At 66.4% G+C, this 12435-nt stretch carries 11 protein-coding genes; 5 read left to right on the top strand and 6 right to left on the bottom strand.

Going from position 1 to position 12435, the window contains the following annotated elements; genetic code table 11:
- Window positions 1-267 precede the first annotated feature (267 nt).
- Window positions 268-675, top strand: a complete 408-nt coding sequence (locus FHY19_RS12950) for a biopolymer transporter ExbD (RefSeq protein WP_259166518.1) — start codon at window positions 268-270, stop codon at window positions 673-675.
- A gap of 524 nt (window positions 676-1199) precedes the next feature.
- On the opposite strand, the gene FHY19_RS12955 is transcribed toward FHY19_RS12950, so the two are convergent.
- The 3 genes from FHY19_RS12955 to cls all read right to left on the bottom strand — a co-directional run bounded on the left by FHY19_RS12955 (window position 1200) and on the right by cls (window position 3781).
- Complete coding sequence (locus FHY19_RS12955) at window positions 1200-1967, bottom strand: pyridoxine 5'-phosphate synthase (protein WP_259159305.1); 768 nt, start codon at window positions 1965-1967, stop codon at window positions 1200-1202.
- Window positions 1968-1978: 11 nt separating this feature from the next.
- Complete coding sequence (locus FHY19_RS12960; RefSeq protein WP_046962808.1) at window positions 1979-2248, bottom strand: hypothetical protein; 270 nt, start codon at window positions 2246-2248, stop codon at window positions 1979-1981.
- A gap of 72 nt (window positions 2249-2320) precedes the next feature.
- The gene (cls, locus tag FHY19_RS12965) at window positions 2321-3781 is read right to left on the bottom strand and encodes a cardiolipin synthase (protein WP_259166519.1); all 1461 of its coding nucleotides are present in this window, start codon (window positions 3779-3781) and stop codon (window positions 2321-2323) included.
- 139 nt (window positions 3782-3920) lie between these two features.
- Here cls and FHY19_RS12970 point away from each other — a divergent pair, with 139 nt between their 5' ends.
- Window positions 3921-5015 carry a PA0069 family radical SAM protein gene (locus FHY19_RS12970; RefSeq protein ID WP_259166520.1) on the top strand — a complete coding sequence of 365 codons (1095 nt, stop codon included), beginning with the start codon at window positions 3921-3923 and terminating at the stop codon, window positions 5013-5015.
- 252 nt (window positions 5016-5267) lie between these two features.
- On the opposite strand, the gene FHY19_RS12975 is transcribed toward FHY19_RS12970, so the two are convergent.
- Entirely contained in the window at window positions 5268-5969 is a 702-nt protein-coding gene (locus FHY19_RS12975) for a 2OG-Fe(II) oxygenase (RefSeq protein ID WP_259166521.1), read from the bottom strand.
- Between the two features lie 284 nt (window positions 5970-6253).
- Window positions 6254-7594 (bottom strand): outer membrane protein transport protein, encoded by a 1341-nt coding sequence (locus tag FHY19_RS12980; RefSeq protein WP_259166522.1) that lies wholly within the window; start codon window positions 7592-7594, stop codon window positions 6254-6256.
- 218 nt (window positions 7595-7812) lie between these two features.
- On the opposite strand from FHY19_RS12980, the gene FHY19_RS12985 reads away from it, so the two are divergent.
- From FHY19_RS12985 to FHY19_RS12995, 3 genes are all read left to right on the top strand, one after another.
- On the top strand, window positions 7813-8505 hold the full coding sequence (locus FHY19_RS12985) for a rhomboid family intramembrane serine protease (protein WP_046962787.1): 693 nt from the start codon (window positions 7813-7815) through the stop codon (window positions 8503-8505).
- Window positions 8506-8591: 86 nt separating this feature from the next.
- A complete protein-coding gene (locus FHY19_RS12990; RefSeq protein ID WP_259159004.1) occupies window positions 8592-8909 on the top strand; it encodes a DUF1820 family protein in 318 nt (105 codons plus the stop codon).
- Window positions 8909-9895 carry a D-2-hydroxyacid dehydrogenase family protein gene (locus tag FHY19_RS12995; RefSeq protein WP_259166523.1) on the top strand — a complete coding sequence of 329 codons (987 nt, stop codon included), beginning with the start codon at window positions 8909-8911 and terminating at the stop codon, window positions 9893-9895. The genes FHY19_RS12990 and FHY19_RS12995 overlap by 1 nt, the downstream gene beginning before the upstream one ends.
- Before the next feature lie 562 nt (window positions 9896-10457).
- Here FHY19_RS12995 and FHY19_RS13000 read toward each other — a convergent pair.
- Window positions 10458-11987 (bottom strand): S41 family peptidase, encoded by a 1530-nt coding sequence (locus FHY19_RS13000; protein ID WP_259166525.1) that lies wholly within the window; start codon window positions 11985-11987, stop codon window positions 10458-10460.
- Window positions 11988-12435 lie beyond the last annotated feature (448 nt).

Below are 12435 nucleotides of genomic sequence, written 5' to 3' on the forward strand. Positions count from 1 at the left end.
TTCGGATCACAGAGCAATACGCTTGGGCGATTGACTAGACATCAGTTCGCACTACACCGACGTTGCATTCGTCGGCGTCACCGGCCAGCACGTCTGTTCCGTCGGTCACGCGTTTAGGTTGGCACCCGATTCATTGCACAGATGCGCCGTCGCCAGGTTCAAGGCACTCAAGCGCTGGCGCCTACTTCACTGCCTCTTCCACCGCGTGCCGCCAGGTGTATGCTCGGCCATGCAGCACCCACGATCACAACAGCACCGGAGGCAGTCATGGCTTTCAGTACGGCAGGGAATCGGGGACCACTGGCGGAGATCAATGTCACGCCGTTGGTGGATGTCATGTTGGTGTTGTTGATCATCTTTATCGTCACTGCACCGATGGTGACGCGCACGATGACGCTGGATCTGCCGCAGCCCACCAAGCAGCCGTCCGTGCAGCTGGAGCCGCCCGAACCGATCGCCTTGCGGCTGGATGCCGACGGCCAGGTGTTCTGGAATGCCAGCCCGGTGAGCTTGCAGGACCTGCAGCCGCGTTTGATCGAACAGATGCGCCAGAGCTCAGGCAATCAGCCCGAGTTGCGCATCTCCGCCAGCCAGGAAGCCGAATACGCCGTCCTGGCCAAGGTGCTGGCAGCAGCCAAGAACGCGCAGGTGGAGCACATCGCCTTCGTGCAATAGCCGGCGAAGACAGCGCTTGTGGCGCAGGCGACCAACTGGCTCACGCAGTAGCTCAGTGCACTGCGTGAGCCGCTTTGCGATGGATGCGCAAGCACCTACCCACCGCTCGTCTCTCTGCACGCCTGCCTTGCGCATCGTTGAGAGGGTTACGAGATATCGGCCGCACGCGGTGTGGGTTGGTCCCCGCTCGCCGCCGGGATGCGGCCATCACCTGGCGTGATGCCAGCCGGCGTTCTTCGATGCACTGGCCCGTCTGCGGCCAATCGTCAATGCGACGTGGCGAGCGAAGCCCGCAGTTCGGGAGCGGTCACAGATCTGGTGAGCAGCCGCCAGGCCGCCGCTGCTACCCGATGCATCATGGACCCTTCAGTGCATTCCGGTTCTGAGCTCGCCATCCTCACTCATCTGACGACTGCCTGCTGCGCTCTGGACGCCTTGGAAGGCGCGCGCGATTACCGCCACCACTGAGTGCGCCGCGCCACGTTGGCAAACCAGCTACCGACGACGAAAAACCCCGCAGTTGCCTACGTCGACGTCTCAACGCCACGTAGCAGCTGCACATAGGCGCGCACGGTTGCGTCCAGACCCGCGTACAAGGCCTCGCTGATCAGCGCGTGGCCGATCGACACCTCCAGCACGCCGGGCACTGTGGCGAGAAAATCGCCAAGGTTGGCTTGCGACAGATCGTGTCCCGCATTGATTCCCAGCCCGGCAGCGGTGGCACGCCGCGCGGCGTCGGCAAACAGGGGCAGTTCGGCCTGCGGCTGCCCGCGTGCGTAGGCGTGCGCATACGGGCCGGTGTACAACTCGATACGGTCCGCACCCAGCGCAGCGGCGTGGGCAAGACGTGGATTGCCGGCATCCACAAACAGGCTGACCCGGCTGCCCAGTGCCTTGAACGCAGCGATCAATTCGTCCAGCTGGGTGGTGTCCTGCGCAAAATCGAAGCCGTGGTCGGAGGTCAATTGCCCATCGGTGTCGGGCACCAGGGTGACCTGCTCCGGGCGTGTGGCGCGGCAGAGCTCCAGCAGCCCCGGATAGCCGGTGCGCGGCGGTGCGAATGGATTGCCTTCGATATTGAACTCGACACCGTGGTCGCGCGTGAGCGCGCTCAGCGCCAGCACGTCGTCGGCGCGGATATGCCGCTGGTCCGGCCGCGGGTGCACGGTGATGCCGTGCGCGCCGGCGGCGATGCAGGTGCGTGCCGCCTGCACCACGTCCGGGTCGTGTCCACCGCGCGAATTGCGCACAACCGCGATCTTGTTGACGTTGACGCTGAGCTGGGTGGTCACGACATCGTTCACTAGGCTTGCGGCTCGCCGTCGCGGGTCGCTGCCAGCGCGGCGGCCTTGCGGGCCTCGGCAATCTCGCGCAGCCGGCGCAGTTCGGCCGGGTCGATCATGCTGCTGGTATCGCGCTGGGTATCGTCCATACGCGCGGCGAACCAGCCACGGGTCCACAACAGCAGCAGCACCAACGCCACCAACAGCGACACCACCAGCAACCACACGTGCGGCGTGCTGAAGGCCAGCACCAGCGCACCCAGTGCCATGAGCAGAAACAGCCAGTGCATGACGAGCTCCCCAATGAGTGGCGGCAGTGTAGCGCCGCGCCCGCTCCGGTTCCACGTGGGACCGGGGGCGGCTCAGAGCAACGGCGACAGCAGCCGTGCGAAGGCCTCGGGCAGGCGTGAGCGCCAGAGCGGACGGTGACGCACGAAGCGCACTTCCTGCGCCTGCTGCATGTCGGTGTCGATCATCCCGGCCAGCTCGGCGGCCACCGCCTGGTCGCGGAACAGCATCGACAGTTCGAAGTTCAGCCGGAAGCTGCGGCTGTCGAAATTGGCGCTACCGACAATGCAGACCTCGTCGTCGGCCAGCAGCGCCTTGGTATGCAGCATGCGCGGGCCGTATTCGTAGATGCGCACGCCGGCTTCGAGCAGTTCGTCGAAGTACGAGCGCGCGGCATAGGTCACCAGGCGCGAGTCGCTGACGCGCGGAACCAACAGGCGCACGTCCAGGCCGCCCAGCGCAGCCGAGGTCAACGCCATGCGCGCGGCCTCGCCCGGAACGAAGTACGGGGTGACCAGCCAGACCCGGTGCTTGGCCTCGTGGATGGCGGCCACCATCAGGCGGTGGATGGCTTCCCAGGAGGAGTCCGGGCCGGACACCAGTACCTGTGCGTCCACCGTGCCCTGTGCACGCGTGGGCACGTCCTCTGGCCAGAGCTTCTGACCGTGGAAGGCGGCGCGTTCCTGCCGGGTGGCATACAGCCAGTCTTCCAGGAAGACCAGCTGCAGGCTGCGCACCACGTGGCCTTGCAGGCGCACATGCAGGTCGCGATACGCATCGCTGCGCACCCGCTCGTTCTCTTCGTCGGTGACGTTGATACCGCCGGTGAAGCCGATCCTGCCGTCGACCACGACCACCTTGCGGTGGGTACGCAGGTTCAGCCACGGTCGCTTGAACGGCTTGAGGAACTGCGACGGATGGAACCAGGCGGTCTCCACGCCCGCCTCGCGCAGCGTGCGCAGGGCGCGCCGGGTCATTGCCGACGAGCCGATCGCATCCATCAACAAACGCACCTTCACCCCGGCACGGGCGCGTTCCATCAGCGCATCGCAGATCGCGGTGCCGCTGTGGTCGGGCTGGAAGATGTAGTACTCCACATGGATGTGGTCACGCGCGCTGCGGATCGCCTCGATGATGGCGGCATACGTCGCCGCGCCATCCACCAGCCAGTGCACTTCGGTGGCGCTGCTCGGCGCCAGGCCGGTAGTGGACTGGGCGATCTTGGCCAGCTCGGTGCAATCGGCATCCGGCGGGCAGACGCTGCTGTAGCTCTCCATGCCCGAACGCGAGCGCCCGCGTCGCAGCCGTTGCCGTTTCACTTTCTGCGGGCCGAGCCAGTAGTAGATCAGCAGGCCCAGGTACGGCAGCGCGGCCAGCGACAGCACCCAGCTCAGCGTGGCCACCGGCTCGCGCTTTTGCAGCACGATCCAGCTGGCGATCCACAGCAGGTAGAGCACGTAGGCGGCAAGAAGGAGCGCTTCGAGATGGGGAATGTTGGCCAGCCAATCCCACGCGCCCTGAGCAAGTGCGAGCATGGGCGGATTCTACGGCGCCCACGCCGTGCTGCGATGACCGTGGCGCCAATGCCGTGGTGCCTGGGTAGCGGCCTGAAAGCTTCATCCGGTCGAACGCCCCGTCGCGGCGGATGAGACCTGCCGGCCGTACGATGCGCCGATGGCAAGCGCAATCAAGGGCCGGGGTGCGACCGGTTATCTGCCCGGACGGTTCGAGGTCACCACCGAGCATGCGGTGGACGATGGCTGGCACGTGGACGACAGCGAGGAGTTCGCTGCGGGCGTGCTGCGCACGCAGGTCACCGAGGAGACCGCGCGCAGCATCATCAGCCGCAACCAGTCGCCGGATATCGGCTTCTCGCAGTCGGTCAACCCGTACCGCGGCTGCGAGCATGGCTGTAGTTACTGCTTTGCGCGACCCTCGCATGCGTATCTCAATCTGTCGCCCGGTCTGGATTTCGAGACCAAGCTGTTCGCCAAGACCAATGCACCGCAACTGCTGCGGCGCGAACTGGCGCGGCCGAGCTATGTGCCCAGCCCGATCGCGCTGGGCATCAACACCGATTCGTACCAGCCGATCGAGCGCAAGCACGCACTGACGCGGCAGTTGATCGAGGTGCTGTGGGAAACGCGGCACCCGTTCACGCTGATCACCAAGAATGCGTTGGTGACGCGCGATCTGGATCTGCTTGCACCGCTGGCGCGCGAGAACCTGGTCAACGTGTATTTTTCGGTGACCACGCTGGACTCGCAGGTGTCGGCCAAGCTGGAGCCGCGCGCTGCCGCACCGCATGCGCGTCTGCGTGCGATGCGCACCCTGCACGAGGCCGGCGTGCCGGTGGGCGTGATGGCCGCGCCGGTGATCCCGTGGATCAACGACCATGAACTGGAAGCGATTCTGCAGGCTGCCGCCGACGCGGGCGCGAGCAGCGCCGGCTACGTGCTGTTGCGACTGCCGCACGAAGTGGCGCCGTTGTTCCGCGACTGGCTGCAGACCCATCACCCGCAGCGCGCTGCGCATGTAATGAGCACCATCCAGCAGCTGCGCGGCGGCAAGGACTACGACAGCACCTTTGGCACCCGCCTGCGTGGGCAAGGCGTCTATGCCGACCTGCTGGCGCGCCGCTTCGCGCTGGCGCATCGCCGCGCAGGGTTCGAAACCCGCACGATGCCGGCACTGGACTGCAGCGCCTTCCGCCGCCCGGCCGCCCCGGCCAGACCGGTGCCCGACTCGCCGCAGGGGCAGTTGTTCTAGTTGCGGGGATTGGGGAGTGGGGATTGGTAACGGCAATGGCGTTGCGACCGATCAGTCCGATTCCCGCCATGCGCTGCCGATGGTGCCGGGACCGATCCAGCGGATTGCCAAACGTCGCTGTCGCTCCTCACGGCAATGCGTGTCACTCCAGACGGCTGTTCCGGCAGTGGCAATCAGCTGTAAACATGAAAGCCACCAGGACACAGCAACGCAGCGCCGCCGTTGCCCTTGCGATTCCCCAATCCCGATTCCCTATTCCCCGCCGTACAACGCCTGCGCCGATTGGAACAGGATCCAGCTGGTGGCGATGAACTTGTCGCCGCCGACCGGACGGTTGCCGCGGTGGGTGTGGGTGAACGCGGTCGGTGCGATCAGCAGGCTGCCGGTGCGCGGGCGGGCCTTGCGTTGCTGGAACAGGAACTCGGTTTCGCCGTGTTGGAACTCTTCGTTGAGATACAGCGTCCACAGCAGGTGCCGATGCAGCGTGTCGGCGCTGGCATCGCGTGGATACAGCTCGCAATGCCAATACGGGTAGCCGCCCTGGTCGGCGGTGTACCACTGCAGGTTGATCGCGCCCGGACGCAGGCAGGTGCGCGCCAGATCGCCCAGCGCCTGGTCGCTCATCTGCGCGATATCCTCCGCCACCAGCCGATGCGGTGTGCCGTCGGCGGTGGTGACCTGCAGCATCAACGGCGAGATCAGCGCCTGCGGATACTGCCGCAGATAGGTCAGCACGCCTTCGAACACCGCTTGTTGCAGGCGGCTTTCCACCTCGGCCCACTCGGCCACACCGCTGATGCGCAGATCGCGGCTGTGTTTGAGTTCGGGAAACACGCCGCCACCGATGCGGCCCGGATGCAGCTGCCGACTGTCGCGCATGCGCTGCACGATTGCCGCGCAATCGGCGGCCGAGACGGCGTTGTCGGTGATCTGGATGAAGTCGGGTTGGCTCATGCGCACGACCATAGCAATCTGCAGCGTGGCCTGCACAGCCTGCTGAGCAGGGCGCAGCAACGCACGGTGCAGGCAATCGATGCGCGTGCTCGAGGCGCGGTTTCGACCGCAAGGCGTGCGTCCTCGACGCACTCGCAGTTACGCAGTGCGTGTTTGCTCGATCGCATCGGCATGGCGGTGATGGATGCCGTGATTGGATCGCAGCGCCAGTGGCCTGGCAACAGCCCCTAAAGAAAAACCCCGCCGAAGCGGGGTTTTTCATCGTACAACGCCGATTGCGACGATCAGAACTTGTAGTTGATCGAAGCGGCCAGCACGTCGCCCTTCACCTTGTAGCTACCTGCCAAGCGGTCGCCGGTGGCGCTGCGGGTATCGCTGGTCGGGTCGCTGGTGAACAGGTGGGTGTAACCGAAGTTGTATTCGGCCTGCTGCGACGGACGCCAGCTCAGACCCAGCGAGACCCACTTGCGGCTGGCATCGGGCACGCGCACGTCGCGGTGCTCGGCGGTGGTCGGGGTCTGGTCGTACGCCAGGCCGCCACGCAGGGTCAGCGTGTCGCTCATGCGGTAGTCGGCACCGATCGAGGCGAAGGTGGTGTCGCGGTAGGAGAAGTCCAGCACGCTGTCGGGCTGGTTGGACGCGAAGTCCACGGTCACCTGGTCGAACTTGCTCCAGGCGGTGCGGGTGACGTCGGCCATGATCGACCACTGCTCGTTCACGTTGTGGGTGAAGCTGGCGGTGGCGCTGGCAGGCAGCTTGACGGTGGCGCGGCCCTTGGTGTCGACGAAGGTGCCCGGTGCGGCAACGCCCAGCACGGCAGCGGCGTTAGGCGGGGTGGTGAAGTCGGCGGTGCCGTCGGTGATCTTGTGCTCCACTTCCGAGCGGTAGCTGAAGCCGATATGGGTGTTCTCGTCGATGCTGAACAAGCCACCGAGGGTGAAGCCCACTTCGGTGCTGTCGCCCTTGATGCGCGAGTAGCCGTCGGCGCTGCCCGGTGCAAAGCCCGGCACGCGGCGTGCGGCCAGGATGCTGCCGAAGTCCACCGCGTTGGCCAGGTCGATGTCCAGACGCTCGGCGAACACCGAGGCGCCGAAGGACACGTACGGGTTCACGTCGTAGGAGAAGGCAACGTTGAAGTCGATCGCCTGCAGCTCGGTCTTGGTGCCGTGGTAGCGGCCTGCCCAGTCGCGGTCGTATTCGGTCTTGAAGCCGAACGGCACAGTGAGCGAGGTGCCCAGGTGCATGTTGTTGTTCTCGCCTAACGGCACATGGAAATACATCGCCGGGACCGGCGCGATCATGCCGGCGTCGCCGCCGTTGCCGCCGGAGACCGGGGCGCCGTTGGCATAGTTGGCGGTGTCGGGATCGAACTTGGCCGAGAAGCTGATGGCGCTGACGTCGGCCTGGAACAGGCGGCCGTCCAGCTGGCGCATGCCGGCCGGGTTGTTGGCGATGATCGAGGCGTCGTCCGGGGCGCTGCCCGAACCTGCGAATGCGCGGCCGAGGCCCTTGGCGCTGTTTTCCTTCAGCTGGAATGCGGCGCCGTGTGCCTGGCCAACGGCCAGAACGCCAGCGATACCAACGGCCAGCAGGGTGGCGCGGCTGAGAGTGGAAGCGGTAGACATGAGTTGTAGCTCTCCGGATAAAGACTGCAATGGTCGGTTCAGCGCCCGCGCCCAGCACCAATCCAGTGCCTGGAGCGCGCCGGAGACCCCCCCCCGACATACGACGCCGTACGCAGTATACCCACCACGATTAACCGAACAATAACGACCTTGGTCCTGAACACGCGGCTGGGTTGGGTCTGGGTTCAGGCCCGTGGACCGGCTATTGTGCGACTCCGATGTTCGTCTCCCTCCCCTCCCGCAAGAAACCCACCCCCCGCTGGGCGGTGCCGCTGTTGTTCGCCACGGTGTGGCTGGCCTATCTGTGGTCGATCAGCCGACCGGGCGAAGCGCGCAATACGCTGTGGCTGGACTGGGGCGCGCTGTCCAGCGGCGTGTCCAACCTGGGTGACTGGTGGGCGACGTTGCGCGACGGCAGCGTGCTGCGGTTGTTCACGGCGCTGTTCCTGCATGCCGATTGGTCGCACCTGCTCGGCAACCTGGTGTTCCTGCTGATCTTCGGGCTCCCGGCCGAGCGCATCCTGGGGCCGTGGCGCTTGCTGTTGCTGTTCCTGGTCGGCGGCGCGGCCTCCAACCTGGCGGCGATCTTTGCGATCGGCACGCCGGACCGGGTGATCATCGGCGCCTCCGGCGCGGTATCGGCCTTGATCGGCACCTACCTGGCGTTGTTTCCCGGTGCCAAGCTGGGGGTGGTGCTGCCGCTGGGGCTGTTCCTGGAATTCATCCGCGTGCCGGCGCCGCTGCTGATCGGTGCCTGGGCCCTGCTGCAGGTGGTGTTCGCCTACATCGGCCCGGCCTTCGGCATGGTGGCGTGGTCGGCGCACATCGCCGGGTTCCTGTTCGGCATCGTCTACGGGCTGTATGTGCGCGCGGCCATTGCGCGACGCTTGCGCAAGCGCCACGGGTTTTAGCGCGCGGCAAGCGCCACAGCGCGGAGGCATGCACCTGCCGGCGCGCTGCGCTGCGTCCATGGCAATGGCGCGCCTATAATCGGCGCATGTCCAAGCCCCTGTACAAAGTCACCTTTCTCAATCACGGCAAGGTGTACGAGCTCTACGCGCACGAAGTGACCGGCAGCCATCTGTGGGGCTTCAACCAGATCGGCGAGTTGGTGTTCGACGTGCACGACGGCCTGGTGGTGGACCCCACCGAAGAACGCCTGCGCGAGGAGTTCGGCAATACCAGGACCCTGCATCTGCCGATGCAGAGCATCGTGCGTATCGAAGAAGTGGAAAAGAAGGGCCAGTCGGTGATCCGCGATGCGACCACCGGCGACAAGGTGGTGACCTTTCCGGTGCCGACCAAGCCGCGTTGATGCGTATCCTGGTGCCCGACGATTACCAGGGCGCGGTGCGCCACCTGCCCTGTCTGCAGGGACTGGAGGGGCACGATGTGCAGGTGCTCGGCGCGTTGGCCACCGATCCCAACGAATGGGCCGAGCGCCTGGTCGAAGCCGAGGCGCTGGTGCTGATCCGCGAGCGCACCCGCGTGGATGCGACGCTGTTGCGGCGGTTGCCGCGGCTGAAGCTGATCAGCCAAACCGGACGCGTGGGCACGCATGTGGATGTGGCCGCCTGCACCGAGTTCGGCGTGGCGGTGGCCGAGGGCATTGGCTCGCCGGTGGCGCCGGCCGAGCTGACCTGGGCGCTGATCCTGTCGGCCAGTCGCCGCCTGAGCGAGTATCAGCGCGCCCTGCACCAGGGCCGCTGGCAGGCGACCGGCGACCCCGACCTGGGCCGATCGCTGCATGGCCGCACCCTGGGTGTCTGGAGTTATGGGCGGATCGGCCAACGCGTGGCCGGGTTCGGGCGCGCGTTCGGCATGCAGGTGCTGGTGTGGGGCGGCGACGCGTCGTGCGCGCAGGCCGCGCGCGATGGGTATGCAATTGCGGGCAGTCGCCAGGAGCTGTTCGAGCGCAGCGACGTGCTGTCGCTGCATCGCCGGCTGACTGCGCAGACGCGCCACCAGGTGACTGCGCAGGATCTGGGCCGCATGCGCACCGACGCCTTGCTGGTCAACACCAGTCGCGCCGAATTACTCGCACCCGGCGCATTGCTGGCCGCGCTGGATGCCGGCCGGCCCGGGCAGGCGGCGGTGGATGTGTTCGAGCGCGAGCCGGTGCTGGACCCACGCGACCCGCTGCTGCAGCACCCGCGCCTGCTGGCCACACCGCACCTCGGTTATGTGGAGCGCGACAGCTACGCGCTGTATTTCGAAGCCGCCTTCGACAATGTGCTGGCGTTCGCCGCCGGCACGCCGCGCAATCTGGTCAATCCGGAAGTGCTGGCGATGACGCGCTAGCGCGTTTGCGCGGTGAGTCCCAGCATGCATGCGCGAAGAACCAGACACACGGATGCCGTCAGCAACGCGCACGGGAACGCGTGGACGGGTTTGCAAGCGCGCCGGAGTTTCAGGGCGTCTGCCGAACGCTGCATGCCCAAGACAACGCACGCAATCGGCCAATCCTCAAGCAGCGATGATGGCGCGATCAACGCATGTCTGATCAAGCGATTGAACGCTGCAAACGCGCGCCTGCTCACGCACACACATCCGGGCGTAGCGTGCGAAGACATTCCATCCGCAATGGCGATGACGCCTCTGGCAAGCGGCGTCATGCATACCGCTGGTGCTCTCCCTCACGTACAAGATGACGGAGTTCCCCCACAGCGCGCGTAACAGGCGTGTTTTGCACTGCAGTCGCCAGCGGAGGCAGCGTCAAACGCGATGACCGCAGCACGCATTGCCTGTCTTGCGACGCATCGACAAGTCTGCTCGGACACGCTGCGCACATGGGCGCACACGCTGCGGATGGCACGCGTGCGATCCGCATCCGGCCGATCGCACGCGCATCTGCGGGCGGCGCTTACCTGCTCGGTTCGACCGGTGCCGATTTGTCTGCAGGCGCGGCTGGCTTGGCCGGTTCGGCAGGGGTCTGCTTGTCCGCAGGCGCGGCCGGCTTGGCTGGGTCAGCTGGCTTGGCCTTGTCGGTCGCCGCCGGGCGCGCTGCTGCCGGCTTCGGCTCGGCGGCTGCCTTGGTGGCCGCCTTGGCCTTCTGTGCGGCCTGGGCTTTTGCCTTGAGCGCGGTTTGCGCCTTGGCGGCCGAGCCGGGCTGCTTGAGTTCGGACAGGGCCGCGGCGATCGGGCCATCGCCCGGCAGCACGTCGCCGGCGCTGTAGCCCTCCTCGCCTTCGTCGTCGCCACGCAGGTGGCCCGGCAAGGTGGCTTCGCTGTAGTCGGTCAGGCTGGCCGGCACGTCGGCGTCGCCCGGCTGCGGTTCGGGCGTGAGTTGCACTTCAGGCACGATGCCGCTGGCCTGGATCGACTTGCCGCTGGGTGTGTAATAGCGCGCGGTGGTGAGTTTGACCGAGTCGCCGTTATCCAGCGGCAACACGGTCTGCACCGAGCCCTTGCCGAAGGTGCGGCTGCCGATGATGCGCGCGCGCTGGTTGTCGCGCAGCGCGCCGGCCAGCACTTCCGAAGCGCTGGCCGAGCCGGCGTCCACCAGCACCACCACCGGTGCGCCGCCGAGCAGGTCGCCCGGGGTGGCATCGAACTTGGCGTCGCTGATCGAGATGCGCCCGCGGGTGCTGACGATGTTGCCCTTGTCCAGCAGGTCATCGGCCACCTGCACTGCCGACGTCAGCAGCCCGCCCGGGTTGCTGCGCAGGTCCAGCACCAGGCCGCGCAACTTGCCGCCGGCCTGCAGCTGCTTGAGGTTCTTCTGGAAGTCGGCGCCGGTGTCGGCCTGGAAGGTGCTGATGCGGATGTAGCCATAGCCCGGCTCCAGCAACTTGCTGCGCACGCTGGCCACACGGATGGTCTGGCGCTGCAGGGTCACATCGAAGGGCTTGGGCGCCTTGTCGCGCACGATGGTCAAGGTGACCTTGCTGCCGGATTCCCCGCGCAGCGGTTCCATCGCCTTGCTGGCATCGATCGGCTTGCCGTCGATGGCCACGATCACATCGCCTGCGCGGATCCCGGCGCGCGCCGCCGGCGTGTCGTCGATCGGCGCGATCACCTTGAGCGTGTTGTCCTGTTGCTGCAACAGCTCCACGCCGATGCCGTCGTAGGCGCCGGTGGCCTGTTCGTCGAAGGCTTCGGCATCTTCCTTGTCGAAATAGGTGCTGTGCGGGTCCAGGTCCGAGAGCAGGCCGCGCACGGCTGCGTGCATCAGCTTCTTGTCTTCGACCGGGTCGACGTAGGCCTGCTTGACTGCGTTGTACACCGCCACGAAGCGGCGGATCTCGTCCAGCGGTACCTTGGAGACGGCGGCTTCGTTGGCTTCCGGGTCGTCCGCAGTGGCCTGGGCGGCGGCGGGACTGGCTTTCTGCGCCCAACCGGGTGAGGCGAACAACGCCAGCGACAGGGCAACGGACAGAACGGCTACGCGCATGAAGCACTCCGGCAAAGAGACAAGACGCCCCGCACGACGGAGCTGACCGGATTATGCGCGAAGCAGCGGTAAATCCGCGTTGAATTGCGCGCCGGCTGCAGAGGCAGTTCGGTGGCGGCCAGCTGGCAGCCGACTTGAAAGGTGGATGTGCGGCGTCCTGGCGCCGGCAGGCATCTGCCATTGGCGTGCGGCCAGCGCCATGGTGTCTGACTCCGCATCCGCGCGTCAGCGACCGACCGCGGTGTACGCACGCTCCGCGATGTCTGCGAACACCATGGCGCTGCCGGATCACCGGGATCGGTCGGCCTGTCGCAGCGGCCAGGCAGGCCGCATCCGCGCAATACCGCTGCCACGCACTGGCCGGCAAAGCCTGGTCGATGCAATGACCAGGCGCTGGGCCAGAACCAATCCACGCTGATCAACCACTTCGGCAACGCTCTGCAGCACG

Source organism: Xanthomonas sp. 4461, assembly GCF_024806475.1.
Taxonomy (GTDB): domain Bacteria; phylum Pseudomonadota; class Gammaproteobacteria; order Xanthomonadales; family Xanthomonadaceae; genus Xanthomonas; species Xanthomonas arboricola_F.